Source organism: Luteimicrobium sp. NPDC057192 (genome assembly GCF_042670205.1).
Lineage (GTDB): Bacteria > Actinomycetota > Actinomycetes > Actinomycetales > Cellulomonadaceae > Luteimicrobium.
This window is the reverse complement of the sequence record NZ_JBHUWD010000016.1, coordinates 1-25,461: the sequence shown is the minus strand read 5'-3', so window position 1 is coordinate 25,461 and position 25,461 is coordinate 1. Positions and strand designations below refer to the sequence as shown.

The window sequence follows — 25,461 nt, the reverse complement described above, 5'->3', positions numbered from 1 at the left end:
GGCAGGACGACGTCGCTCGCCCGCCCGGGTGCGCGACGTCGCAGGTCGGGCGAGACTGGGCGCATGCGGGCGATCTGGTCGGGCGCGGTGACGTTCGGCCTCGTGAACGTGCCGGTCAAGCTGTACAGCGCGACCGAGTCCCATGACGTGCCCATGCACCAGGTGCACGACGAGGACGGCGGCCGGATCCGGTACGAGCGGCACTGCGAGAAGGACGGCAAGAAGATCCCGTACGAGCACATCGCGCGTGCCTACGACGACGGCGTGCACACGGTCGTGCTGACGGACGAGGACCTCAAGACCCTCCCGGCGGAACGGAGCCGCGAGATCGAGGTCGTCGAGTTCGTGCCGGCCGACCAGGTGGACCCGATCCGGTTCGGGTCGCCGTACTTCCTGGAGCCGAGCGACAAGTCCGCGAAGGCGTACGTGCTGCTGCGCGAGGCGCTCGAGTCGACGGACCGGACCGCGATCGTGAAGTTCGCGCTGCGGCAGCGGACCCGGCTCGGCGCGCTGCGCGTGCACGGGGACACGCTCGTCCTGCAGGGGCTGCTGTGGGACGACGAGGTCCGCGAGGCGAGCTTCCCCGCCCTGGAGAGCCCCGGCAGCGTGACGAAGAAGGAGCTCGACCTGGCGAAGGTCGTGGTCGCGAGCCTCGAGGGCGACTTCGACCCGAGCGAGTACGTCGACGAGTACCAGGTGCAGCTCCGCGAGCTGATCGAGGCCAAGCTCGAGCGCGGGGACGCCGTCGCGTCAGAGCGCCCGGAGGCCGAGGGCGAGGAGGGCGGCGGCGAGGTCCTCGACCTCATGGAGGCGTTGCGGCGCTCCGTCGCGAAGAAGCGCGGTTCCGGCGACGACGGCGAGAAGAAGTCCGCGGGCGGGCGCAAGAAGGCGTCCGCGTCGTCGGCGGAGAAACCGGCCCGCAAGCGCAAGACCTCCTAACCGCCATCATCTCGGCCGAGGTGTCGGTCGCGCCGACCTGCGGGAATCGGTTGCGCATCGCGCCGCGAGGCCACCGTTCCCGCCAGTTCGATGCTGTCGCGGCGGTAGTCCTCTTCTGCGGAGAGGAGCGCGGTCGGCTCAGCCCCGGCCCGGTGACGGCGAAACCAAGGTCCCATACACGTTGACCAGCTCACCGATTTCGGCGACGTTCTTCATGAGTTCCGAGTTGACCCAAGCCATCGTGTAGATCAACGGACGGGGCTCGGGCCAAGGGAACGCGACCGGTTGTTCGAGCTCAGCGGTGCTAAGCCGATCGAGAAGCTCGTCCCATTGTGCAGCCAAGTTTCGGAGGTTTCTCACGGCTGCGTCGGCTGAACCCGCCCATGTCACGTCCGTCGGGGCCAATCTCGGCTGCCCCTTCGCCGCCTGCAAAGCGCCGGACCACCACCACATCACATGCCACGTGAGCCAAGCGATGGATGGTGCTGCCGGGCTCTCGGGTTCGGGCTCGGCCCAATCGGCCAACCAACGACCGTCGTCTTTCAGGTGAACCGTCCAGCTCGATTCGGCCGGGAGCCAGAGGCATACCGCATCAGTAAGTCGAGAGAGGTGGAAGTCGGCCAGCGCCCACGTCATCGAGAACTGCCAGCGGACCACCGAGAGAGAGTCGGACAGCACGGGTCAAGTCTCGCGGGCCGGTCAAGGCCCGTCCAGCGAGAAACAATACGACGTGAAATCCGCGAGATGAGACCGCCGGATCGAACGCGCGCTGACCGCGCGGGCGCACGATGGACAATTCTCGTCAATGGTCGCGTGTATGCGCTCCCGCGGCGTGCATGATGAGCGACATGACCGTGACGATCGACGTGAGCCGTGTGCCGTCGTCGGGCTATGTGTTCGCGCCCTCGCCGCTCGCCGAGCTGGCCTCCGCCGTGCACCTGCTCGTAGAGCCGGCGCACCACCCGGCCCAGAACGGCTGGGTGACCGGGGTCTCGGCGCGCGTCGACCCGGAGCTGCTCGACCGGCTGATCGACGCCGACTACCTGTGGCGGACCTCCCGTGCCGACAGCCTGCTGCCCTCCGAGCCCCAGGACACGCTGGCCGCCGAGCTCGACGCCGTGGACGCGCTGGACGACGAGACCTGGGTCTCGGCCGCGCTCCTCACGACCAGCTGCGGCGTCGTCCCGGTCCACCGGGGCCTGGGGTCGCCGCTCGTCGACCCCGAGTCACGGGCGCTCGCGCGCACCCGTGCGGCGACGCGTGGCGAACGGCAGGCGGCGTTCGTCGACCTCGTGCTCCAGGACCCCGCGGCCGTCCGGTCGTCGGTCCGCCGTCTGCTGGAGGACTGCGACGCCGCCTTCTTCGCGGACGCGTGGGCGCAGGTCCGGCCCGCGCTCGTCGCGGACGCCCGGCGCAAGCGGGACGTGCTCACCGTCTCGGGCCCGGGCGCGGCCGTGGCCACGACGTCGGCGGCGATCACGGTCGACGACGACGCGTCACGCCTGCGCGTCGACAAGCTGCGGGACGAGCTGACCACGGCCGACGAGCGCGGCATGACCTTCCTGCCGACCGTCTTCGGGCACCCGCACCTCCTGGTCGTGCACGCGCCCGGGGTGGCGGCCCGTCGTCCAGTACCCGATCGGGGGCGACGGTGCCCCGGCCGCGACCGTCTCCGTCGAGACCGTCCAGCAGCGGTTCCACGCGCTCGACAACCCGCTGCGGCTGCGCCTCGCCCGCAGCCTGGTCCGTGCACCGCGCACCACCGCCGACCTCGCGGCGGCCTGGGGCGTCAGCGCGTCCGAGGTGTCGCGGCACGTCGGCGTCCTCCGCGACGCCGGTCTCGTCACCAGCGTGCGGCGCGGGCGACAGGTCCTCCACGAGCTCGACCTCGCCGCGACCGCCCGTGTCGGCCAGGACCTCGTGGCGGCGCTCCTGCGCTGAGCGCCGCGACGCCGGCGTACCGCACCGACCTGACGCAGATTGTCGCTTCGGCGGGCCCTGCACGACGATCTGCGTCAGTTCGCCGTGTGACTACGCGCGTGCGGTCATGAGCCCTCCGACGCCGACGGTGTGGCGAGCCCGAGGACGGCGACCTGTCGCACTCGAGCTTCCCGGGCCAACCGTTGGTCGAAGGTGGCGAGCGGCGCGGCCAGCTGCTCGGCGGTGGCAAGGACGCACGCGTCCGGCATCTTGAGCGACGCGGCCGCTCGGACACGTGCGAGCACCTCGGGTTCCGGACCTCCACCGGCTGCGACGGAGAAGCCCGCTTCCTCGAGCAGGCGCCGGGCTCGGACCTCGACCCCCGCACGAGCCGGACCGACGAGGACCTCAGCCATCGTCAGCGGATGCAGGACCATCCCGTCGCCACCGTGCTCGGCGACGATGCGCTGCGCCGCCGCATGGTGCGGATGGGTTGGCGCGCTCGCGGCGATGACCACGTTGGCATCGACGACGATCACTCCGACCAGCCTTCACGGACGTCGTCGAGGTAACCGTCCGGGTAGTACGCCGCCAGGCTAGTCAGCCTCTTGACGGCCTCGCCTCGCTCCGCCGCCGTGTCGTCCTGGCCCTCCTGCACGGCGTCGGCACCCGCCAGGATCAGATGCGTCAGAAGGCTCGACGGCCGTTCACCGGGCCAGCGGCGGCGGGCGACGTCGAGCGCGTGAGAGACGGCCTCGGTCTCGGTGATCGCGTGGCGAGGACGCGTGGTGGGCATGGCCAAAGTGTAACACCGCGACGTACGGTGCGACACCTAGCCCCCGGCGCGCCTCGTCACGACAGGAGCGCGCGGACGTCGTCGGCGGTGATACCGGACGCAGCGGACGTGCCGCCGTCGAGGACGCTCGCGAAGAGCTGCGACTTCGCGGCCTTGAGGGCCATGACCTTGTCCTCGATGGTGTCGGTGGCGACGAGCCGGTAGACCATGACCTGCTTGGTCTGGCCGATGCGGTGGGCGCGGTCGACGGCCTGGGCCTCGGCGGCGGGGTTCCACCAGGGGTCGAGCAGGATGCAGTAGTCGGCGGCGGTGAGGTTGAGGCCGAACCCGCCGGCCTTGAGGCTCACGAGGAACAGCGGCACCTGGCCCGACGTGAACCTCTCGATCTGCTCGGAGCGCTTCCGCGTGCGCCCGTCGAGGTACGCGTAGCCGGTGCCGGCGTCGTCGAGCCAGTCGCGCACGCGCCGCAGGAACCGGGTGAACTGGCTGAAGATGAGCACGTTGTGCCCCTCGGCGAGCACGTCCTCGAGCATCTCGAACAGCACGTCGAGCTTCGACGACGGCACGTCCGCCTGCTTCTCGTCGACGAGCGACACGTCGAGGCTGGCCTGGCGCAGCACGCTGAGCGACCGGAAGACCTTGAACCGGTTGGAGTCGAGCTCGTCGACGAGCCCGAGCACGTTCTTGCGCTCGCGCTGGAGGTACTGGTCGTAGACGCGGCGGTGCCGCGGGTTGAGGGTCACCTCCGTGACGAGCTCCTGGCGGGCCGGCAGCTCCTTGGCGACCTCCTCCTTGGTGCGGCGCAGCAGGAACGGCGCGACGCGTCGCCGCAGCAGGTCCAGCCGGGACTGGTGGCCCTCGCGCTCGATCGGCCCCGCGTAGTAGTCGGCGAACCGCCGCGGGTCGGGGAAGAGGCCAGGGCTCGTGATCGACAGGATCGACCACAGCTCCATGAGGTTGTTCTCGAGCGGCGTCCCGGTGAGCGCGAGCTTCACGGGCGCCCGCAGCGTGCGCGCGCACCGGTACGCCACGGACTGCCGGTTCTTCACGAACTGGGCCTCGTCGAGCACGAGCATCGCCCAGTCGAGCGACTGGTACTCGTCCGCGTCGAGGCGGAACAAGGCGTACGACGTCACGACGACGTCCGCGCCGGCCGTCACCTCGGCGAGCTTGGTGCGGCGCTTCTTCGTCGTCTCCTCGACGGTCGCCACGGTGAGGCCGGGCGTGAACCGCCGCGCCTCCGCGACCCAGTTCCCGACGACGCTCGTCGGCGCCACGACGAGCACCGGGGGCCCCGCGGCGCGGTCCCGCATCCGCTGGACGGCCGCGAGGGTCTGGAGCGTCTTGCCGAGCCCCATGTCGTCGGCGAGCACCCCGCCGAGGCCGTGCTCGGCGAGGAACGCGAGCCACGCGAACCCCTCGTGCTGGTACGGCCGCAGCTCCGCGTCCACCCCGGCGGGCACGTCGACCGGTGCGGGCTTCGCCCCAGCCGCGAGCGCCCCGAGCGCACTGCGCCACGCGGCGGACTGGGCGTCGACGAGGCCCATCCGGTCGAGCTCGTCGAACAGGTCGACCTGGTACCGGCTGACGGGGACCGACGGCTTGAGGGTGTCGCCGAGGGCGCCGGCCTCGTCGAGGACGTCGCGGAGCCGGTCGAACCGGCGGTCGAGGGTGAACCGCAGCCCGTCGGGCAGGAGCACCTTGTCGCGACCCTGGGCGAGCGCGGTGAACACGGTCTGGAACGGGATCGTCCTGCCGTCGACGTGGACGACGACGCCGAGGTCGAACCAGTCGTGGCCGCCGGTGGGCGTGACCTCGACGCTCACGTCGACCACGACGCCGACCCGGTAGTCGAGGTCCGCGGGCGCGTCGGGGTGGACGGTGACCTCGACGACGAACCCGTCGTCCTCGGCAGCCAGCTCCTCGAGCCGCGGCAGGTCGTCCGTGAAGAAGGCGGCGGTCGCCCAGCCGGACAGCTCGTCGTCGTGCACGGGGACGCCGAGCGCGGGTTCGAGGCGCGCGAGGACCGCCTCCTCCTCGTCGGCGTCGCGGGTCGACGACGACAGCCCGCGCGGCGCCGTCCGGCCCACCGGGAACGTGGCCTCGACGTCCGAGGCGTCGGGGCCGACGTACCGCCACTGCCACGTCACGCGCGCGCCGTGGTCGGCGAGCCGGGTCACGTGGAGCGCGAGGACGGGGCGCGGCGGGTCGGGCAGGTGGACGTCCTCGCCCAGCTCGACGTCGTCGAACAGGGCCGCGAGCGCCGGGAGCGCGCGCCGCAGGAACCGCGGCTCGTCGGCGGCGGGGACGACGAGCGGGTCGCGGCGCGCGACGAGGTCGAGCCCCGTCTCGTCGAGCGGCTTCGCGAGGCGCGCGAGCACGAGCGGCGCGACCCCGTTGCCCTGCGCGGAGCCGCTCGAGGGCGGCCCCTCCGTCGGCACGACGACGACGCCGCCCGCGGGCGACCCGAGCGGCAGCACCTCACGCGCCCCGGGGTCGAGCAGGGTCGGCACGTCGTCGGGGAACTCGACCTCGAGCCGGCCGTCGACCGCGAGCCCTTCGCCGACCCGCTCGACGTGGAGCACCGACCGCGCCCGGCCGTCGCGCACCGGCGTCTGCGCGCGGTCCGCCGCGACGATCGGCAGGCCGACCCGCCGCGCGTCCGCCCACAGCGCCCAGAACGCCGACGCGGGCAGCTCGTCGGGGTGGATCCAGGTGGGGTCGTCGAACGCGAAGCCCGTGGTCCGCGCGGCCGATGCCAGGCCCGACAGCGCGCGCAGCACGGGCAGGTGGCGCTCGTCGGACGGTTCGCGGACGTACCGCAGCTCACGCCACGACACGCCCGTGCGGACCCAGCGGTCCCGGGTGCCGAGGACGACGGGCCGCAGCCCGAGGCGTGGCGCACCGAAGCGCACCCGTCCGTCGCGGGACGTGCCGCCGTCCACGAGGTCGGCCTGGAGCGCGACCGGCTGAGCGGGCCTGCCCCACGTGTCGAAGCCGCGCGCGCCGCCACCGTCCCGGGGCGGGACGGCGTCGTCGTCCCCTCCCAGGAGCGGCGCGAGCGCACGCTCCCACTCGGGCAGCTCCGGGCCCTCCGGACGCGGCGCGGGGGCCGGGACCCCGCCGACGTGCTGCGCCCGGTACGCGAGAAGCGTCGCGGCGACGTGCTTGCAGTTCAGCCCGACCGGGCACGAGCAGCGACCTTCGCGGGGCACCTTGCCCGACGGCGACATCTCGACGACCGCGACGTACGGGGTGCCGGCCGTGCCCTGGACGTGCCCGACGATCCGCGAGCCGTCCGCGTTGCGGGCCACGCTCACGACCCGGCCGCGCTCCACGTAGTCCTCCGCGCGGCCCATCGCGGGCGCGCCGACGAGCGCGGCGACGTCTGCGGAGCTGAACACCGGACCATCCAACCACCACGCCCTGACGGCCCCCGGTGCCATGGCGCGGGGTGAAATGTCGGCGACGCCCGATCTCCACCCCGCCCCGCTGGATCCTGCACGGCTCGCGAACCTACGCGGGCGTAGTCTTGACCGGTTACCCGGTCGTGAACCATCGCCGGCCGGTCGATCGCGCACGTGACCCCCCACGGCCCCACCCCCACGTCTTTCAGGGAGACTCGTTGGACGGCAACGCCACGACCACGCACCGCAACGTCGCCCTCCTCTCGGTCGCCAGCACCATGGCGTCGCGAGTCACCACCTCGGAGGAGCTCGACGACCGCCTCGCCCCCGCGCTCAAGCGCCTGCGGCTCCCGCGAGGCCTCCTGCAGCGCGTCGCCGGCGTGTTCGAACGTCGCAACTGGGGCCCCGGTGAGGCCTTCGACACCGCGGCCATCGACGCCGGGCGCCGCGCGCTCGCCGAGGCCGGCGTCGACCCCAGCGAGATCGGGCTCCTCATCAACACGTCCGTCACGCGCCCGCACCTCGAGCCGTCCGTCGCGGTGCGCCTGCACCACGGGCTCGGGCTGCCGTCGTCGGCGATCAACTTCGACATCGCGAACGCCTGCCTCGGGTTCGTCAACGCCATGAGCCTCGCGGGCACGATGATCGACTCCGGCCAGATCAAGTACGCGCTCATCATCGACGGCGAGGACGCGGACGACGTCCAGGTCACGACGATCAACCGACTCCTCGGCGAGGGCGTCAAGCGCAAGGACTTCATGGCGGAGTTCGCGAGCCTCACGCTCGGCTCCGGCGCCGCCGCGGCCGTCCTCGGCCCCGCGGACGCGCACCCCAAGGGCCACCGGCTCGTCGGCGGCATCACGCGGGCCGCCACCCAGTTCCACGACCTGTGCGTCGGGAGCGTCGAAGGCATGTTCACCGACGCCAAGGCGCTCCTCAAGAACGGGCTCGAGCTCGTCCAGGCCGCCTGGCGCGACGCGCTGCCCGACTGGAGCTGGAAGGACATGGACCGGTACATCACGCACCAGGTCTCCAAGGTCCACTCCGACTCGTTCGTGAAGTCCGTCGGGCTCGACCCGACCCGCGTCCCCGCGACGTTCCCCACGCTCGGCAACATCGGCCCCGCGTCCATCCCCATCACGCTCGACCGGGAGCAGAAGACGCTGCGCCCCGGCGACCGGGTGCTCCTCATGGGAGTGGGTTCGGGCATCAACACGGCGATGCTCGAGCTCGCCTGGTGACCGCCCCGGCCCGGCGGCTGCCCGCGGCGGCCGCGTCCACCGCGCCCGCCAGCCTCCCGCCCGCCGGTCTGCCCGGCCTCGACCCGTCGTGGTCACGCCTCGTCACCGCGCCCGACTCGGGCGGCGACACCCGCACCTGGCACGTGCTCGACAACGCCCCGGAGCTCGCCGCCCGCGGCACCGAGCCGCGCGGGACCGTCCTCGCCGTCCACGGCAACCCCACCTGGTCGTACCTGTGGCGGCGCCTCCTCGTCCCCGCCGCCGACGCGGGCTGGCGGGTCGTCGCCGTCGACCAGCTCGACATGGGCTGGTCCGAGCGCACCGGCGCCGCCCGCACGCTCCCGCAGCGCGTCCGCGACCTCGGGAACCTCACCGACGCGCTCGGCCTCGACGGGCCCGTCGTCACCCTCGGGCACGACTGGGGCGGCGTCGTCTCGCTCGGCTGGGCCGTCGACCACCCCGACCAGCTCGCCGGGATCACGCTCCTCAACACCGCGATCCACCAGCCCGACGACGCCCCCGTGCCCGCGCCGCTGCGCCTCGCGCTCACGTCCGGTGTCCTCGGGCGCGGGACCGTCACCACGCCCGCCTTCCTCGAGACCACGCTCGCGCTCGGGCACCCCGCCCTCCCGCGCGACGTCAAGGACGTCTACCGCGCCCCGTACCGCACCGCCGAGCGACGCGGCGGCATCGGCGGCTTCGTCGCCGACATCCCCCTCGACCCCGCGCACCCCTCGCACGCCGAGCTCGAACGCATCGCCGACGGCGTCCGCGACCTCGGCGCCGCGGGCGACGTCCCCGCGCTCCTCCAGTGGGGGCCGCGCGACCCCGTCTTCCGCGACCGCTACCTCGACGACCTCGCCCGCCGGCTGCCGGGGGCGCAGGTGCACCGCTACGAAGGAGCGGGGCATCTCGTCGCGGAGGACGTGGACTATGTGACGCCGCTCCTCGGGTGGCTGGACTTGTTCGTCCTGGGGTCCGGGGCGGTGGGGGCGGGGGATGACGCCGCGTCATCCCCAGCCGCCACCGCTGCTGTCTCCTCGCCGACGTCCGGGTCACCCTCCGACCGACCCGCGGGCTCTGTGGAGCGTTCGCCGTTGTGGGGGCAGCTTCAGGAGAGGCGCGAGGATCCCGAGGTCGCGCTCGTCGAGATGACCGCTGGCGCTGACGGGGGGCCCCGGTCCGTGTCGTGGCGGCTGCTGAGCAAGCGGGTCGAGGAAATCGCCGCGGGGCTCGGGCAGTTCGGCGTGGGGGCCGGGGACCGGGTGTCGCTGCTGGTGCCCCCCAGCGCCGATCTGACCGCGGTGCTGTACGCGTGCGTGCGCATCGGTGCCGTCGTCGTCGTGGCGGACGCCGGGCTCGGAGTCGCCGGGATGACCCGGGCCGTGCGCGGGGCGCAGGCGGACGTCGTCGTCGGGGCCGTGCCCGGGCTCGTCGCCGCACGCGCGCTCGGCTGGCCCGGACGTCGCGTGTCCGTGACGGACCTGTCCCCCGCCGTGGCGCGGGCGCTCCACGTCGAGGCGAGCCTCGCCGACCTCGCCGCGACCGGGCGCCGCGCGCTCGACGACGGCGACGCGCTGCCGCCCGCGCCCGCCCCGGACGACGAGGCGGCCGTCCTCTTCACGTCCGGCTCCACCGGGCCCGCCAAGGGCGTCGTGTACACGCACGCGCAGCTCGAGGCCGTCGTCCGGACCCTCGGACGCCGGTACGACGTCGGCCCGGGGACCGGGCTCGTCGCCGGCTTCGCGCCGTTCGCGCTGCTCGGGCCCGCGCTGGGTTCCCGCTCCGTGACCCCCGACATGGACGTCTCCGCGCCGCGGACCCTCACCGCGCGCGCCGTCGCCGCGGCGGCCGCCGAGGTCGACGCGACCGTCGTCTTCCTGTCTCCCGCCGCGCTCGCGAACGTCGTCGCGACGCAGGACCAGCTCACGCCCGCCGACCATGAAGCCCTCGACGGGGTCCGCCTGTTCCTCTCGGCGGGCGCGCCCGTCGCGCCGTCGCTCCTCGCTGCGGCGCAGCGCCTCATGCCGCACGCCTCCGCGCACACGCCCTACGGCATGACCGAGGGGCTGCTCATGACGGACGTGACCCTCGAGCAGATCGACGGCGAGCGGGGCGGCTCGCCCGCCGCGGGCCCCGGCGGCGTCCTCGTGGGCGAGCCGGTCGAGTCCGTGACCGTCCGCATCAGCGCGCTCGACGACGTCGGCGCCGCCACCGGCGAGCCCGCCGACGCCCGCGGCGTCACGGGCGAGGTCGTCGTCTCGGCGCCGCACCTCAAGGACCACTACGACCGGCTGTGGCTCACCGACCGGGCCGCCGTCCGCGCTACCGACGCCGACACCCCCGCGGCCCGCGGGCTCGGCGAGCGCTGGCACCGGACGGGCGACGTCGGGCACCTCGACGACACCGGCCGCCTCTGGATCGAGGGGCGGCTGTCGCACGTGGTCGTGACCGCCGACGGCGTCGTCACCCCCGTCGGACCCGAGCAGCGGGTCGACGCGCTCGACGGCGTCCGGCGCTCGGGCGTCGTGGGCGTCGGTCCGCGCGGCACCCAGCAGGTCGTCGTCGTCGTCGAGCCCGAGGCCCCGGCACCCCGCCTGCGCCGCCGCGGCCCGCTCGCGCGCGCCCGCCTCGCCGACGCCGACCTCGCGTCACGGGTGCGCACGGCCGTCGGCAGCCCGGTCGCCGCCGTGCTGGTGGTGCCGACGCTCCCCACCGACATCCGGCACAACTCCAAGGTCGACCGCGGCGCGCTCGCCGCCTGGGCCGAGCGGGTCCTGTCCGGCGGACGGATGGTGGCGCCGTGACCGGGCGCGGGACCGCCCTCGTCACCGGCGCGTCCGGGTTCCTCGGACGGGCCGTCGTCCGCGACCTGCAGGACACCGGGTACGCGGTCCGGACCTTCCAGCGTCGTCCGTCCGGGGTGGAGGGCACCGAGGACGCGCTCGGTTCGATCACCGACCCGGCGGCAGTGCGGGGCGCGCTCGACGGCACGGAGGTCGTCGTGCACCTCGCCGCGAAGGTCTCGCTCGCGGGCGACCCCGCCGACTTCGAACGCGTCAACGTCGCGGGGACCCGCGACCTGCTGGACGCCGCGCGCGACGCCGGCGTGACGCGGTTCGTGCACGTCTCGTCCCCGTCGGTCGCTCACGCGGGCAGCTCGATCGTCGGGGACGACGCCGAGCCCGCCGACCCCGCGCGGGCGCGCGGCGAGTACGCGCGCACCAAGGCGCTCGGCGAGCGGCTCGCGCTCGCTGCCGACTCGGACGCGATGCCGCTCGTCGTCGTGCGGCCCCACCTCGTATGGGGACCCGGCGACGCGCAGCTCACCGAGCGGGTCGTCGCGCGGGCCCGCGCCGGCCGTCTCCCCCTGCTCGGCGCCGGGCAGGCGCTCATCGACAGCACCTACGTCGACAACGCCGCGTCGGCGATCGTCGCCGCGCTCGAGCGCGCGCCCGACGTGCACGGAAACGCGTACGTCGTCACCAACGGCGAGCCGCGCACGGTCGCCGAGCTGCTGGCGGGGATCTGCCGGGCCGCGGGCGTGCGGCCGCCCGCCTGGTCCGTCCCGCCCGGGCTCGCCCGGGCCGCCGGTGGCCTGGTGGAGCGCGTCTGGGCCGTGCGACCCGGCGCCGACGAGCCGCCCATGACGCGGTTCCTCGCCGAGCAGCTCTCCACCGCGCACTGGTTCGACCAGCGCCGCACGCGGGCGGACCTGCGCTGGACCCCGGGCGTCACGCTCGACGAGGGCTTCGCGCGCCTGGCGGCCTCCTACCGCTGACGGCGACGCTGGGTTCGCCGAGGGTGACGCTGGGTTCGCCGAGGGTGACGCTCGGTCCGCCGACGGTGACGCTCGGTCCGCCGACGGTGACGCTCGGTCCGCCGACGGTGACGCTCGGTTCGCCGACGGTGACGTTCGCCGCAGGATGGCGTTGCGTTTCCCGTTTACGGTCAGGAATTCCGGCAGTTCGACGAGTACCACGAACCCCGAGCATGCGATCGGCCACCGCCTCCCGCGCCGACCATGCGCGTGCCCACCCTCACGACGCCGAGCATGCGCACAGCAGCATGCTCGGCACGAGCAGACGTGGCCGTTCGCATGGTCGGCACTCAACCTGGGCGAGGCATCTCGACAGCGAATGGCCGTGCCCACCCGCGGACCCGACCGAACAACGTCACCCTCGGCGAACCCCACGTCACCCTCGGCGAACCCCACGTCACCCTCGGCGAACCCCACGTCACCGTCGGGGGACGGCAGCACGCGGAGGTTCAGCGACGCTGCTCCGACCAGACCTCCGGGAGCCCGAACGCCGCGAACAGCGCGGTGTCGAAGTACGCCACGACGTGCGTGACGCCGTCGTCGGCGACCTCGACCTGCTGGACGTGGAAGGCCCGGTGGACCCCGTCGTCGTCGCGCATGTAGAGCCCGTAGACCGGCAGCCCGTTCGCGGTGCCGGCCGGGACCAGCCGCATGTCGCCGGCGCGGCTCGCCGGGCACCAGGTGCCGATGAGCTGGCCGATCTGCGCTGGCCCGCGGTACCACTCGGGGAACGGCGGCATCTCCCACACCACGTCGTCCGCCAGCAGCCGCACGATCGCCGGGATGTCGTAGCTCTCGAACGCGCTCACGTACGCCGCGAGGCGCTCGCGCGTGCGCGGGTCGTCGAGGTCCGGCGCATCCACGCCCACCCCGTCCTCGGCGTCCGCGGCCTCCTGGAGGCGCGCGACCTGGGCGCGTGCCCGCTGCAGCGTGGAGTTCACGCCCGCGACCGTGAGCCCGAGCGCCTCGGCCGTCTCCGCGGCGCTGCACTGCAGCACCTCGCGCAGGAGGAGGACGGCACGCTGCTGCGCCGTGAGGTGCTGCAGCGCGGTGATGAAGGCGAGCCGCACCGTGTCGCGGGTCACCGTCTCGGTGGCCGGGTCCGACGGCTCGGTGCCCCAGACGAGGGCGTCGGGCAGCGGCTCGAGCCACGTGCGGTCGTGGTCGGCCTGGGGCTCGCGGGCCGGGTCCGCCGCTGGCTGGCCGAGCCCCGTCGGCAGAGGCCGCCGCTTGCGGGACTCGAGGTGGGTCAGGCACGTGTTGGTCGCGATCCGGTACAGCCAGGTCCGCAGCGAGGAGCGGTGCTCAAAGCTGTGCATCGCGCGCCACGCCCGCAGGTAGGTCTCCTGGACGAGGTCCTCCGCGTCCTGGACCGACCCCGTCATGCGGTAGCAGTGGGCGAAGATCTCGCGTCGCAGCGGCGCGACGAGCTCCTCGAACGCGGCGTCGTCGATCGCGGTCGCTGCGGGCCGTGCTGGCGTCGTCGTCATCCTTCGACGGTACGCGGCAGCGCCGACACGGTCGACGACGGTCGAGCCGAGCAACAGATTCGCCGCGGAGCGATGAGTTCCGTCCCGCGGGACGGTCGGTCCGACCAGGAGCGCGCACGCGCCCCCGCCGCACCACGCACGCCGGTGCCGAACCCCGAACCCCGGAGGACCCGTGGACCGCATGATCTTCGTCAACCTTCCCGTCTCCGACCTCGGTGCGGCCACCCGCTTCTACACGGGCCTCGGCTTCCGGCTCGACCAGCGGTTCAGCGACGAGAACGCGGCGTGCGTCGTGGTCTCCGACACGATCTGCGTCATGCTGCTCGTCCCCGCGTTCTTCTCGCAGTTCGCCCCGGCGCCCGTGGGCGACCCGCAGCGCTCGACGCAGGTCGTCAACTGCCTGTCGGCGGCCACGCGCGAGGAGGTCGACGATCTCGTCCTCAGGGCCGTCGCCGCGGGGGGCGCCGAGTACCGGCCGGCCCAGGAGGAGGGGGCGATGTACGGGCGGTCGTTCACGGACGTCGACGGCCATGCCTGGGAGGTCCTCCACATGGACCTGGCCGCCTGACCGGTCACATGGGCTTCGTCAGGCCCAGCCGTTCGAAGGCCGCCGCGAGCCCGCCGTCCTCGGGCCGTCCCGTCGTCCAGTCCGCCGCGGCGATCGCGTCGGGGTGCGCGCCGCCCATCGCGACGCCCACCCCGACGTAGCGGAGCATCTCGACGTCGTTGACGCCGTCGCCCAGGCCGACCGAGGCGGCGCGCGGCACGCCCAGGTGCGAGAGCACGGCCTCCACCCCGACGCCCTTGTGCACGCCCGGCCCCTGGATCTCGGCGCTGCGCTCCCCCAGCCGCGCCGTCGACGACGGCAGCACGCGGAGCACGTCCCCGACCTCGGCGCGGACCTCGTCGAGCGGGAGGGGCGAGTCGAGCAGCATGACCTTGTTGACGTCGTCGCGGCGGATGCCGACACCGGTGCGGACGCGCGCGACGAGCTGGGTGAGCGCGGGCCCGAGCTCGACGTCGGGCTCCTCGCTGCGCAACAGCCGCTCGAAGGTCGCGGGACCGTGCGGCGTGCCGTACAGGCCGCCGTTGGTCTCCAGCAGGTAGGCGGCCCCCGCGCCGTCGAGCAGGTCGAGCAAGCGGCCCAGGGCGTCGAGAGGGATCGTCTCGTGCCGCAGCACGGTCCCGTCCGCGAGCGCCGCGTACGCGCCCGCGCCGGCGACGACGCCGTCGAACGAGCCGTCGTCGAGCTCCGAGAGCTCCGTCGGCGAGCGCCCGGTGCACAGGAGCACGAGGTGCCCGGCGGCCCGCGCCTCCGCGACGGCGTGGCGCGCGCTGTCGGGCGCGACGCCCGTGTGCGTCAGGTAGGTGCCGTCGACGTCCAGGAAGACCACCCGGCGCTCGGGTGCGCGCGGGACCTCGGCGGACATCGGCATGCTCGTCGCTCCAGGCGTGAGAGGAAGGACCATCGGTGGGCGGCGCCGCGCCGGCGCCCCGATCATCCTCCGGGCCCGCCGCACGGCAGTCAAAACGCGTCCGCACCCCCAGCGCCACCGCTCCTCCTGCGTAGCTCCCGGACCGGCCCTAGCGTCGGAGAGGTCAGGGCGGGACGACCGCCGCAGCCGACGGAAGGACGCTCATGGGACTCGATGACAAGATGAAGAACCAGGCCGAGGACCTCAAGGGCAAGGCCAAGGAGGCCACCGGCAAGGTGACGGGCGACCGTCAGAAGGAGGCCGAGGGCAAGTCCGACCAGGCGAAGGCCGACATCAAGGACGCCGGCGAGAAGGTCAAGGACGCGTTCGACCACTGACACCGGCCGTACCCGCGACCGCGGCCCGCGCTCCGTCAGGGGCGCGGGCCGTCGTCGTCTCCGGGGGCCCGGTGCCGCCCCACGGGCACGACCATCGGGTCGCCCGTGACGGGGTCGTCCACGACGACGCTGCGCAGACCGAACACTCGCTCGACGAGGTCCGCGGTGACGACGTCGCCGGGTGCGCCCGCGGCCACGATCTCCCCGTCGCGCATCGCGACGAGGTGGTCGGCGTACCGGACGGCCTGGTTGAGGTCGTGCAGGACCATGACGACGGTCGTGCCGCGGTCCGCGTTGAGCTCGGCGAGGAGGTCGAGGACCTCCATCTGGTGGGCGATGTCGAGGAACGTCGTGGGCTCGTCGAGGAGCAGCAGGTCGGTGCGCTGGGCGAGCGCCATCGCGATCCACACACGTTGCCGCTGGCCGCCCGACAGCTCCGAGAGCGGCCGGGGCGCGAGGTCGGCGACGCCGGTCGCCTCCATCGCCTCGGCGACGGCGAGGTCGTCGGCGGACGTCCACCGCCGCAACCAGCCCTGGTGCGGGTAGCGTCCGCGGCCCACGAGGTCCGCGACGGTGATGCCCTCGGGGGCGACCGGGCTCTGCGGGAGCAGCCCGAGCACCTGCGCGACGCGGCGGGTGCCGAGCGCGCGCACGTCCTCGCCGTCGAGCAGGACGCGGCCCGAGGCGGGGCTGAGCAGGCGCGCGAGGCCGCGCAGCAGCGTCGACTTGCCGCACGCGTTGGGCCCGACGATCGCCGTCACCTGCCCCGGCGGCACGGCGAGCCCGAGGTCGCGCACGACGACGCGCCCCTCGTAGCCGAGGGTGAGGTCCTCGGCCGCGAGGGTGTGCGAGGCCGTGGCGGGCGCTCGGCGCTCGGGACGGTCGGGCAGGGTCACGTCAGCCTCCTCGCCCGGCGCGGTTGGTCCGGGTCAGCAGCCAGAGCAGGTAGGGGGCGCCCACGATGCCGGTGACCACACCCACCGGGTAGGTCGTCCCGGGGACGGCGAACTGTGCGACGCCGTCGGAGACGACGACGACGAGCGCCCCGACGAGCGCGGAGCAGACGAGCGCGGGGGCGCCGCTGGCGACGAGACGCCGGGCGATGGGCGCCGAGACGAGCGCGACGAACGTCACGGGCCCCGCCGCCGCGACCGCGACCGCCGCGAGCGCCACCGAGGTCAGGACGGCGAGCCCACGGGTCCGCTCGACGCCGACCCCGAGCGCGGCGGCGGTGTCGTCGCCGAGCTCGAGCTGCGCGAGCCGCGGGCCCTGGAGCCAGGCGAGCGGGAGCAGGACGAGCGAGGCGACGGCCAGGACCGAGAGCCGGTCTCCCCCGGCGCCGTTGAGGCTCCCGGTGAGCCAGACCATCGCCTCGCGCACGTCGGTGACGGCGCTGCGCGTGAGCACGTACGAGACGGCGGCCGACGCCACGGCCGCGACCCCGATCCCGACGAGCACGAACCGGTAGCCGGACAGCCCGGACCGCCATGCCAGCGCGTACACGAGGAGCGCGGCGGCGAGCGCGCCCACGAGCACCAGCCCGGACAGCGCGACGCCGCTGAGCGAGAACCACACGATCCCGATCACCCCGGCCGCGCTCGCCGCCTCGGTGATGCCGACGACGTCGGGGCTGGCGAGCGGGTTCCGGACCACGGACTGGAGCAGGCCGCCCGACACCCCGAGGCACGCGCCGACCAGCACGGCGGTCTCGAGCCGCGGGAGGCGCAGGTCGAAGATCACGAAGTGCGTCAGGACGTCCGCCCGCCCGACGAGCGCACGCAGGACGTCGACGGGCGCGACCGCGGCCTCGCCGAGGCACAGCGAGATCCCGCACGCCACGAGGACCAGCACGCCGAGCACGACGCCGACGCGCACCTGGCGGGACCGCCGAGCCCGGCGCACGTGCGCCGTCGGGACCGGGGCCGCCGGAGCCGCGGTGGTCGCGGGGGCCGCGCTCACAGGCCCGCCGCCCCGCCGCGCCGCACGAGCGCGATGAACAGGGGCGCGCCGACGACGGCGGTGACGATGCCGACCTCGAGCTCGCCCGGGTACGCGACGACACGGCCGATGACGTCGCACAGCAGCAGGAGGGTCGGGGCGAGGAGCGCGGAGAACGCGAGGATCCACCGGTAGTCGTGGCCGACGAGGCGCCGCGCGGCGTGCGGGACGATGAGGCCGACGAACGCGATCGGCCCGGCGGCGGCGGTCGCGGCGCCGCACAGCAGCACCACCGCGACCGCGCTGGCGGCCCGCACGAGCCCGACCCGCTGCCCCAGCGCGCGGGCGACGTCGTCGCCGAGCGCGAGCCCGTTGAGCGAGCGCCCCAGCGCCAGCGCGACCACCGCCCCGACCGCGATGGGGGGCAGCACCTCCCGGACGACGTCGAACCCGCGGCCCGCGAGCGCCCCCACCTGCCAGAACCGGAGCTGGTCGAGCGCCTCGTTGCTGGTCAGCACCACGGCGGTCACGAGCGACGTCAGCGCGGCGCTCACGGCGGCGCCGGCGAGCGCCAGCTTGACCGGCGTCGCCCCCTCCCGCCCGAGCGACCCCACGGTGTACACGACGACGGACGCGACCGCGGCGCCGACGAACGCGAACGGCACGTACGCGGCGGTGCTCGAGACCCCCGCGACCGCGATCGCGAGCACGACGGCGAGCGAGGCGCCCGCGTTCACGCCGAGCAGGCCGGGGTCGGCGAGCGGGTTGCGCGTGAGGCCCTGCATGACGGTCCCGGCGAGGCCGAGCGCGAGCCCCGCGAGGACGCCGACGAGCGTCCGGGGCAGGCGCTTGTCCACGACGATGAGGGACGCCTCGTCGTGCGGGTCGTAGTGGTGCAGCGCGCCGAGCACCGCGGACGGCGACAGCGCGTTCGAGCCGACCATGAGGCTGAGGAGCGCCGCTGCGAGCAGGACGACCGCGCAGACCACGAGGCCGAGCACGAGCCGCCGTCGCTTCCTCCCCAGCGTCGCGGAGGTCGACGACGGCGCCCCGCCGGGCGCGGAGCCCGAGGGGACGGTCGTGGACGGGACGGCGGGCACAGCGCGACGCTACTACGCGACGGCTACTTGACCTTCTCGGCGGCGGCCGCGAGCTTGGGGACGTACTGGTTGAGCATCCACGGGATGGACAGCACGGTGGGCGCGCTGGACGCCATGACGAACGACTCGCCGACGATGGGTGCGAACGCGCCGGACTTCACCGACGGCATCGCCGCGACCAGCGGGTCCTTGACGAACGCGTCCGCCGCCTTCTGGTCGCCGAAGTACGCGACGAGGACGTCCGTGTCGATCTTCGACAGGTTCTCGTAGCTCACCTGGAAGAAGTAGCTGTCGTCGGGCTTGGTGTCGAGCGCCTCGACGCTCGGGCTGACGACCATGCCGAGCTGGGTGAGGAGCTGGACGCGCGGGTCGGTGGCGCGGTAGACGCTGAGCTTGTCGGCCTCGTTCGCGGCCGCGTAGACGAACGTCTTGCCCTTCAGGACGGGGTACTTCGCGCCGAGCGCGGCGATGGCCTCGTTGGTCGAGCCGACGAGCTCGCCGGCCTGGGCCGAACGCCCGAGGGCCTTGCCGATGATCGTGGTCTGGTCCTGCCAGCTCGTGGCCCACGGCTTGTCCGGGTAGGCGACGACGGGCGCGATCTTGCTCAGCTTGTCGAAGTCGTCCTGGGTGAGGCCGGAGTACGGCGCGAGGATCACGTCCGGCTTGGCCTTGACGATCTCCTCGAACGGCACCTGGCCGGTGTCGCCGCCCGAGAGGAGCTGGGGCGTGGTGCCGCCGAGCGCCTTGATCGCGTCGGCGTCCCACGGGAAGACGCCGTCCGCGTTGCCGCCGTACGTGTTCTTGGGCATCGCGACGGGTACGACGCCGAGCGCGAGGACGGCGTCCTGCGACGACCAGCCCCAGGTCACGACGCGCTGGGGCTCGGACTTGATGGTGGCCGTGCCGAGCGCCGACTGCACCGTGACGGGGAAGGAGTCGGTCGCGCCCGCGGAGGACGCGGAGCCGCCCGTCGGGCCGGGCGAGCCGCCGTCGTCGGACGACGAGCACCCGGCGAGCGCGAGCGCGCCCGCGACGAGACCGGCCGCGACGACGGCGAACCGCCGGCGCGCGCGCCGGGGCGCTGAAGACACAGCCAGGACGGACTGGGCAGACATAGAGGTGGTGCTCCTCGGGACGATCTCACGGGGCCGGCCGCATCGTCGCGACGGAGGTAAGCCTACCCTTAGCGCGGCGTGCGCCAACGCCACACGAGCAGCACCACCCCGACGACGAGCGCGCCGCCGGCGACGACGGCGACCGGCCGCAGGTGCGGACCGTCGCCGCCGGGCGCGAGGGTGGCGAGCACGAGGACCGCGAACGCCTGGACGGGCACCTGCACGACGAGCAGCCGCCGCAGCGGTGCGGCGACGACGCCGAGCGCCACCCTCCCGCCGGGCGGCAGGGCGAGCGAGAACGACGCGAGCACGTGCAGGAGGTGGAGCCCGAGCAGCAGGAGCGCGAACCGCCAGGTCCACCCGTCGTGCGGCAGCACGAGCGCGACCGCACCGAAGTAGAGCGCCAGGGCCCAGGCGACGAGGGTGTGCGGCGAGATCGCCGCGACGCCGGCGAGGGCGATCGCGGCGACCAGCCAAAACCCCTGCACGGTCGCGGCGGCGAGCCCGACGCCCACGAGCAGCACGCCGGCACGCGCCCACCAGCCCGGGAACGCGGCGCCGATGTCGGGTGGGACGATGCGGGGCCGCTCGGGCTCGCCGTCGACAGCGCGCGCGCCGGCGCTCACCGCGGGCTCCTGCCGGCGCGGGCGAGCGTGCGCAGCGCGGCGGCGCGCTCCCCCGTGCGCCCGTGCCGTTCCTCCCAGCGCAGCAGCTCGACGCCCGACGCCTGCAACGTCCGCATCCGCTCCTCGCGCTCGAGCGCGACGAGCCGGAACGCGATGCGCTCGTGCGCCTGCAGCCCCGCGGTGCGGGGCGCCGGCAGGACGTCGACCGCGACGACGCGGTGACCGCCCGCGCGCCACAGGGTCGCCATCCGGGGCGCCTCGTCGTCGAGGAAGGTCGAGAAGACGTAGACGAGCGCCCCCGCAGGCACGACCGGCGCGCGCAGGCGCGTGAACCGGCTGCCCGAGGGCCGGCTGAGCGTGATCGCGCGGACGACGCGGTCCCGGTGCCGCGCTCCCCCGCCCGGCTGGACGACGCGCACCTGCGTGGCGAGGTCCTGCACCCCCACCCGGTCGCCCGCGGCCGCGTACGCGGTCGCGAGCGACGCAGCGGCCTCGCGCGCGAGGTCGAGCGAGGTCACGCCCTGCCCGTCGGGAGTGTGACCGGTCCAGTCGTCGACGTTCTCGCCGACGTCGTCGCGGGAGTCGAGCACGAGCACGACGGTGGCGTCCGCGAGCGCCGACGTGCGGCGCACGAACAGCTCGTCGGCCTGGCGGGAGCGTCGTGCGGTGGCCCGCCAGTCGATGCGGCGGAGGCGGTCGCCGGGGGCGAAGGGGTGGACGTCACGGAAGTCGCCGCCGTCGCCGGGGCGGGCGGACTGGTGGGTGCCGGTCATGCCCTGGAGACGGCGCGGGAGCGGGAGGGACGCGACAGGGACGGCCTGGGGCGTGACGACCTGCCAGGCGTCGAGCTCGCGCGCGGGCGCGGTGAACCAGGCGACGTCCTGGCCGAGCAGCCGGTGCTGGAGCCGGAGCAGGAGCTGCGGGCCGGAGTGCAGGATCGGCGCCTCGCCGGTGAGGTCGGCCGCGCGGGCGGGCGTGACGACGAGGTCGTGGGGCGTCGTGCCCAGGACGCTCACGCGCACGTGGACCGCGTCGGTCCCCGCCGACGGCGCCACCCCCACCCGGTAGCGGACGAGCCGCCGGTCGGCGTCGGGCGCGACGCGGACGGTCAGTCCGGTGACGGGACCCTCGGGCCCAGCGACGGGCCGGGAGGCCCACGCCCACGCGGCGGAGACGGCGAGCGGCAGGGCGAGCAGCACGAGGTCGGCGCGCGCGAACAGGACGCCCGCCGCTGCCAGCACGACCGCCACCACACCGGCCGCGAGAGATCCCGCGCCGGTCAGCGGCACGACGCGGGTCCGCTCGGAGGCCTGTTCCGACGCGCGGTCGGGGACGACCTCGGTCACGGCGTCACGCCCGGGCCGCCGCGTCGGGTGCGCGCCCGACGGTCGGGGGGACGGGGACGCGGCCCACGACGGACTCGACGACGGCGACGGGCTGGACGCCCGTGGCCCACGCCTGGGTCGTCAGGGACAGCCGGTGCGCGAGCACGGGGACCGCGACAGCCTTGACGTCCTCGGGCGTCACGAAGCCGCGCCCCGCCATGACCGCTCGCGACCGCGCGACGAGCAGGAGCCCCTGGGACCCGCGGGGCGAGGCCCCGACCTGGACGGAGTCGTGCCGCCGCGTCCCGGCGGCCAGGTCCACGCAGTAGCGGGCGACGTCCGCGTCGACGTGGACGGTCTCGACCCCGGCCTGCATCGCCCGGAGGGTCGCGGCGTCGATGACGGGCTCGACGTTCGCGACCTCGGTACGCCGCGCGACGCGGTTGAGGAGGACCTGCTCCTCGCCCTCCGCGGTCGGGTAGCCGACGGCGAGCCGCACCATGAACCGGTCGAGCTGGGCCTCCGGGAGCGCGTAGGTGCCCTCGAACTCGATCGGGTTGGACGTCGCGACGACGTGGAACGGGCTCGGGAGCTCGAACCGGCGCCCCTCGACGGTCACCTGCCCCTCGGCCATCGCCTCGAGCAGCGCGGACTGCGTCTTGGGGGCGGTGCGGTTGATCTCGTCCGCGAGGAACAGGCCCGTGAACACGGGGCCCGGGCGGAAGTCGAAGTCGGCGCGCGCCGGGTCCCACACGAACGAGCCGGTGATGTCGGACGGCAGCAGGTCGGGCGTGCACTGCAGGCGGCGGAAGTCGAGGCCGAGCGCCGACGCGAGCGACCGCGCGGCCAGGGTCTTGCCGAGGCCGGGCACGTCCTCGAACAGGACGTGCCCGCCCGCGAGGATCGCGCCGAGCGCCAGCCCGACGGCGTCGTCCATGCCGACGACGACCGTCGCCACGCGTTCGCGGACGAGCGCGGCCAGGCGGGCGACCTCCTCGACGTACAGGGCGGGCGGTGCGGCGTCGGTCATGGCTGCTCCTGGTTCGAGGGGGCGCGGTCGAGTCGTTCCAGCCCGTCGACGCACGCGACGAACGCGGGTCGCTTCACCCGGGTGACGTCGCCGCGCAGCACGGCGGGCGCGTGCGGGCCGAGGAGGGCGGCGACGCGCGGCGCGTCGGCCGGGTCGTCGAGGTCGACGCCGTGCCGCGCGAGCCGGACGGCGGCGACGGCTCGCAGCCGCCGGACGGCGGCCGGTCCCACCGGCAGGTGTCCCCGGCCCACCACCATCGAGAGCCGCGACACGTCGTCGCGGACCCCGCTGGCAGGCGGGCGGGAGCCGGGTCGCCAGGCGGCCTCGTCCCAGTCGGGCGCTCCACGCCACAGCACGGCGATCGTCAGGGCCACGGCGCCGAACGCGAGCGCGTGCCACGGGTCGACGCCCAGGTACCACGGCACGACGACCGCGAGCACCGGCAGGACGACGACCGCGAACCTGCGACGCTCCGGCGGCCCGCCGACGACGCGGCGGACGTCCGCGCGCCCCGGCCGGCCGGGCGGTGCCGGGCTGGGATCGGTCGTGGGCACGGTCATCGCGACCACCGCCGGGTCGCGCCGTCCCAGCCCTGCGTCAGGGCCTCGAGCGCCGACCGTGCTGTGGCGACGTCGTCGGGCGTGGCAGCGTAGCCGCCGTACCGCACCCGCAGGTACAGGTCGAGGAGCGCGTGCGCGGCGGCGTCGTCGGACGTGATGCGGCCGAGGATCCGGGTCGTGAGCTCGGACGCGGTCTCGGCCGGGCGGCGCGCGACGCCCGCGTCCTGAGCGGCCTCTTCCAGGCCGAGCCAGGCGGTCACGATCGCGTCGTGCGGCTCGCGGTCGGAGTCGAGGACGTGGAACGCGTGCTCGAACCCGCGCCGCAGCACGGGGAGGTCCGGCTCCTCCGGCAAGGTCTCCGACTCCGTGACGACGGCGTCGTGGACGCCCGGTGGCTCTGCCGGTTCGTCGTCGGGCCCGCTGCCGTCGTGGTGACGCCTCCACCAGAGCGCGATCGCCACGGCGATCGCCGCGATCACGACCGCGAGCAGACCTGCCCATACCCACGGGCTCACGTGCCACCGTCCCGGCGCCGCTGGCAGGGTCAGCTCACGCGCGGGCGGGTCGGCCTGGTCGGTCGCCTCGAGGTCGCCGTCGCCGAGGTGCCATCGGGGGAACCACCGGACGCCCTCCTCCGCGGGCGGTCCCTGGAGCGCGACCGCGAGGACGGCGAGCGCGCCCAGCCCCGCGACGACGCCGACCACGGCGCGCACGCTGCGCCGCTGCTCCGGGGGCGGGCTCGGGCTCACCGCCACAACCTAGCGGGTCGTAGGCTCGTGCGGTGCACTCCGACATCGCTGTCCGACCGTCCGGGGCGTCCGCGCTCCCCTCCACCGCCCCCTCCGCGACCGGCACCGACGCCGCCGGGATCCTCCGCTTCGTCCGCGCGCTCGAGGCGTCGCCGACGCAGGAACCGCACGGGCTGATGGTCCTGCGCCACGGTCGTGTCGTCGCGCAGGGCTGGTGGGCGCCGTACGCCCACGGCCGCCGGCACCTGCTGTACTCGCTGAGCAAGAGCTTCACGTCCGCGGCCGCGGGGCTCGCGGTCGCCGAGGGTCTGCTGCGCCTCGACGACCCGGTCCTCGCGTACTTCCCCGAGGTGGACCCCGAGACCGTCGACCCGCGCACGCGCCGGATGCTCGTGCGGCACGTCGCGTCGATGGCGAGCGGCCACACGCGCGACACGTTCGACGAGGCGTTCGCCGACCCGGACGTCGATCCGGTCCACGCGTTCCTGCGGATCCCCCCGGACGAGGAGCCGGGCAGCGTCTTCGCGTACAACCAACCGGCGACCTACACGCTCGGCGCGATCGTGCAGCGCGTGACCGGTGGCTCGCTGCTCGACTACCTGCGCCCCCGGCTGCTGGACCCGCTGGGCATCGGTCCGCTCGGTTGGCAGGAGCGGCCCGCGGGGCGGCAGATCGCGTTCACCGGGCTCTTCGCGCCGACGGACGCCGTCGCTCGGCTCGGCCAGCTCCTCCTCCAGCGGGGACGCTGGGGCGACCGGCAGCTCCTGCCCGCAGAGTGGGTCGACGCCGCGACGTCCGTGCAGGTGGGGACGCCCCGCCCGTTCGGGGGCCCCGGCGAGACTGTGGACACGGTGGCGGACCCGCCTGCATCCGATTGGCAGCAGGGCTACGGCTTCCAGCACTGGATGTCCCGTCACGGCTTCCGGGGCGACGGCGCCTACGGCCAGTTCTGCGTGGTGCTGCCCGAGCACGACGTCGTCGTCGCGGTCACGGCCCAGACGCCCGACATGCAGGAGACGCTCGACCTCGCGTGGCAGCACCTGCTCCCGGCGTTCGCCGGGCCGGGCTCGCCCGAGGCGGACGAGGAGCTGGCGGCACACCTCGCGGCGGCGTCGGTCCCCGCCCTCGCGCTGCCGGGGTCCGGAGCCGACTGGTCCGGCCGGGTGTTCGGGCCTGACGGCGGCAGCTGCGCCGCGCAGCCGAGCCTCGCGGAGGTCCGGGTCGGCCCGGGTTGGGCGCTCACGCTCGTGGACCGCGGCGGCGACGTCACGGCGGCGTTCGACCCGGGAAGCGCGGGCTGGACGCTCACGGACGCGGGCACCGAGGTGCCGGTCGCGACGTCGGGCGGGGTGGAGCCCGACGGCCGGGTCCGCGTGCGGCTCGCGTTCCTCGAGGCGCCGCACCGGCTCGAGCTCGTCCTGGACGGCACGGCCGGGACGTTCGAGGCGCACTGGGCCACCGAGCCCCTGCGGTTCGTGACGACGCCGCTGCGCGCCCTCGCCACGCCGGCCACGCTCACCTGACCCACCGAGACGCTGAGTGCGCACATTTGGGGCGCCCGGCCGGGCGGGTGGCCGCCCCACGGCGGCCCC

At 74.7% G+C, this 25,461-nt stretch carries 23 protein-coding genes and 1 pseudogene; 9 read left to right on the top strand and 15 right to left on the bottom strand.

The genetic code is table 11. The features are described 5' to 3' along the window. Nucleotides 1-63: 63 nt before the first annotated feature. Nucleotides 64-939, top strand: coding sequence for a Ku protein (locus ACFT5B_RS09395; RefSeq protein WP_386797732.1), 876 nt, complete (start codon nt 64-66; stop codon nt 937-939). A gap of 138 nt (nt 940-1,077) precedes the next feature. On the opposite strand, the gene ACFT5B_RS09390 is transcribed toward ACFT5B_RS09395, so the two are convergent. After that, entirely contained in the window at nt 1,078-1,617 is a 540-nt protein-coding gene (locus ACFT5B_RS09390; RefSeq protein WP_386797731.1) for a DinB family protein, read from the bottom strand. Between the two features lie 110 nt (nt 1,618-1,727). Here ACFT5B_RS09390 and ACFT5B_RS09385 point away from each other — a divergent pair. Both ACFT5B_RS09385 and ACFT5B_RS09380 read left to right on the top strand, forming a co-directional pair. Then, nucleotides 1,728-2,543, top strand: a pseudogene (locus ACFT5B_RS09385) (DUF5937 family protein); the annotation flags it as partial. Nucleotides 2,544-2,577: 34 nt separating this feature from the next. Then, complete coding sequence (locus ACFT5B_RS09380) at nt 2,578-2,880, top strand: ArsR/SmtB family transcription factor (RefSeq protein WP_386797781.1); 303 nt, start codon at nt 2,578-2,580, stop codon at nt 2,878-2,880. Between the two features lie 104 nt (nt 2,881-2,984). On the opposite strand, the gene ACFT5B_RS09375 is transcribed toward ACFT5B_RS09380, so the two are convergent. The 3 genes from ACFT5B_RS09375 to ACFT5B_RS09365 are packed head-to-tail and all read right to left on the bottom strand — an operon-like array spanning nt 2,985 to nt 7,059. Beyond that, nucleotides 2,985-3,398 (bottom strand): type II toxin-antitoxin system VapC family toxin, encoded by a 414-nt coding sequence (locus ACFT5B_RS09375; RefSeq protein WP_386797730.1) that lies wholly within the window; start codon nt 3,396-3,398, stop codon nt 2,985-2,987. Continuing rightward, complete coding sequence (locus ACFT5B_RS09370; protein WP_386797729.1) at nt 3,395-3,655, bottom strand: hypothetical protein; 261 nt, start codon at nt 3,653-3,655, stop codon at nt 3,395-3,397. The genes ACFT5B_RS09375 and ACFT5B_RS09370 overlap by 4 nt, the downstream gene beginning before the upstream one ends. Before the next feature lie 56 nt (nt 3,656-3,711). Then, entirely contained in the window at nt 3,712-7,059 is a 3,348-nt protein-coding gene (locus ACFT5B_RS09365) for an SNF2-related protein (protein ID WP_386797728.1), read from the bottom strand. A gap of 221 nt (nt 7,060-7,280) precedes the next feature. Here ACFT5B_RS09365 and ACFT5B_RS09360 point away from each other — a divergent pair, with 221 nt between their 5' ends. The 3 genes from ACFT5B_RS09360 to ACFT5B_RS09350 are packed head-to-tail and all read left to right on the top strand — an operon-like array spanning nt 7,281 to nt 12,084. After that, on the top strand, nt 7,281-8,303 hold the full coding sequence (locus tag ACFT5B_RS09360) for a 3-oxoacyl-ACP synthase III (protein ID WP_386797727.1): 1,023 nt from the start codon (nt 7,281-7,283) through the stop codon (nt 8,301-8,303). Then, entirely contained in the window at nt 8,300-11,110 is a 2,811-nt protein-coding gene (locus tag ACFT5B_RS09355) for an alpha/beta fold hydrolase (protein WP_386797726.1), read from the top strand. Before ACFT5B_RS09360 ends, ACFT5B_RS09355 begins: the two co-directional genes overlap by 4 nt. Next, nucleotides 11,107-12,084 carry an NAD-dependent epimerase/dehydratase family protein gene (locus ACFT5B_RS09350; RefSeq protein WP_386797725.1) on the top strand — a complete coding sequence of 326 codons (978 nt, stop codon included), beginning with the start codon at nt 11,107-11,109 and terminating at the stop codon, nt 12,082-12,084. The genes ACFT5B_RS09355 and ACFT5B_RS09350 overlap by 4 nt, the downstream gene beginning before the upstream one ends. A gap of 488 nt (nt 12,085-12,572) precedes the next feature. On the opposite strand, the gene ACFT5B_RS09345 is transcribed toward ACFT5B_RS09350, so the two are convergent. Beyond that, nucleotides 12,573-13,613, bottom strand: a complete 1,041-nt coding sequence (locus ACFT5B_RS09345) for a sigma-70 family RNA polymerase sigma factor (RefSeq protein WP_386797724.1) — start codon at nt 13,611-13,613, stop codon at nt 12,573-12,575. A gap of 181 nt (nt 13,614-13,794) precedes the next feature. Here ACFT5B_RS09345 and ACFT5B_RS09340 point away from each other — a divergent pair, with 181 nt between their 5' ends. Beyond that, the gene (locus tag ACFT5B_RS09340) at nt 13,795-14,181 is read left to right on the top strand and encodes a VOC family protein (protein WP_386797780.1); all 387 of its coding nucleotides are present in this window, start codon (nt 13,795-13,797) and stop codon (nt 14,179-14,181) included. Nucleotides 14,182-14,185: 4 nt separating this feature from the next. Here ACFT5B_RS09340 and ACFT5B_RS09335 read toward each other — a convergent pair whose 3' ends face one another. Continuing rightward, complete coding sequence (locus ACFT5B_RS09335) at nt 14,186-15,043, bottom strand: HAD hydrolase family protein (RefSeq protein WP_386797723.1); 858 nt, start codon at nt 15,041-15,043, stop codon at nt 14,186-14,188. 209 nt (nt 15,044-15,252) lie between these two features. Between ACFT5B_RS09335 and ACFT5B_RS09330 the strand changes: the two genes are divergently transcribed. Further along, complete coding sequence (locus tag ACFT5B_RS09330) at nt 15,253-15,426, top strand: CsbD family protein (protein ID WP_386797722.1); 174 nt, start codon at nt 15,253-15,255, stop codon at nt 15,424-15,426. 35 nt (nt 15,427-15,461) lie between these two features. On the opposite strand, the gene ACFT5B_RS09325 is transcribed toward ACFT5B_RS09330, so the two are convergent. The 9 genes from ACFT5B_RS09325 to ACFT5B_RS09285 all read right to left on the bottom strand — a co-directional run bounded on the left by ACFT5B_RS09325 (nt 15,462) and on the right by ACFT5B_RS09285 (nt 23,869). Beyond that, nucleotides 15,462-16,316: an ABC transporter ATP-binding protein gene (locus ACFT5B_RS09325; RefSeq protein WP_386797779.1), complete on the bottom strand. Its 855-nt coding sequence runs from the start codon at nt 16,314-16,316 to the stop codon at nt 15,462-15,464. Nucleotides 16,317-16,323: 7 nt separating this feature from the next. Continuing rightward, nucleotides 16,324-17,385, bottom strand: a complete 1,062-nt coding sequence (locus ACFT5B_RS09320; protein WP_386797721.1) for a FecCD family ABC transporter permease — start codon at nt 17,383-17,385, stop codon at nt 16,324-16,326. Beyond that, nucleotides 17,382-18,464: a FecCD family ABC transporter permease gene (locus ACFT5B_RS09315; protein ID WP_386797720.1), complete on the bottom strand. Its 1,083-nt coding sequence runs from the start codon at nt 18,462-18,464 to the stop codon at nt 17,382-17,384. Before ACFT5B_RS09315 ends, ACFT5B_RS09320 begins: the two co-directional genes overlap by 4 nt. Before the next feature lie 23 nt (nt 18,465-18,487). Further along, the gene (locus ACFT5B_RS09310; protein WP_386797719.1) at nt 18,488-19,555 is read right to left on the bottom strand and encodes an iron-siderophore ABC transporter substrate-binding protein; all 1,068 of its coding nucleotides are present in this window, start codon (nt 19,553-19,555) and stop codon (nt 18,488-18,490) included. A gap of 92 nt (nt 19,556-19,647) precedes the next feature. After that, the gene (locus ACFT5B_RS09305) at nt 19,648-20,205 is read right to left on the bottom strand and encodes a hypothetical protein (RefSeq protein ID WP_386797718.1); all 558 of its coding nucleotides are present in this window, start codon (nt 20,203-20,205) and stop codon (nt 19,648-19,650) included. Then, nucleotides 20,202-21,551, bottom strand: coding sequence for a DUF58 domain-containing protein (locus tag ACFT5B_RS09300; RefSeq protein WP_386797717.1), 1,350 nt, complete (start codon nt 21,549-21,551; stop codon nt 20,202-20,204). The genes ACFT5B_RS09305 and ACFT5B_RS09300 overlap by 4 nt, the downstream gene beginning before the upstream one ends. 4 nt (nt 21,552-21,555) lie before the next feature. Continuing rightward, nucleotides 21,556-22,560, bottom strand: a complete 1,005-nt coding sequence (locus ACFT5B_RS09295) for an AAA family ATPase (protein ID WP_386797716.1) — start codon at nt 22,558-22,560, stop codon at nt 21,556-21,558. Next, entirely contained in the window at nt 22,557-23,120 is a 564-nt protein-coding gene (locus ACFT5B_RS09290; RefSeq protein WP_386797715.1) for a hypothetical protein, read from the bottom strand. Before ACFT5B_RS09290 ends, ACFT5B_RS09295 begins: the two co-directional genes overlap by 4 nt. After that, the gene (locus ACFT5B_RS09285; RefSeq protein ID WP_386797714.1) at nt 23,117-23,869 is read right to left on the bottom strand and encodes a DUF4129 domain-containing protein; all 753 of its coding nucleotides are present in this window, start codon (nt 23,867-23,869) and stop codon (nt 23,117-23,119) included. Before ACFT5B_RS09285 ends, ACFT5B_RS09290 begins: the two co-directional genes overlap by 4 nt. 32 nt (nt 23,870-23,901) lie before the next feature. Here ACFT5B_RS09285 and ACFT5B_RS09280 point away from each other — a divergent pair, with 32 nt between their 5' ends. Next, nucleotides 23,902-25,392, top strand: coding sequence for a serine hydrolase domain-containing protein (locus tag ACFT5B_RS09280; RefSeq protein WP_386797713.1), 1,491 nt, complete (start codon nt 23,902-23,904; stop codon nt 25,390-25,392). Nucleotides 25,393-25,461: the final 69 nt, after the last annotated feature.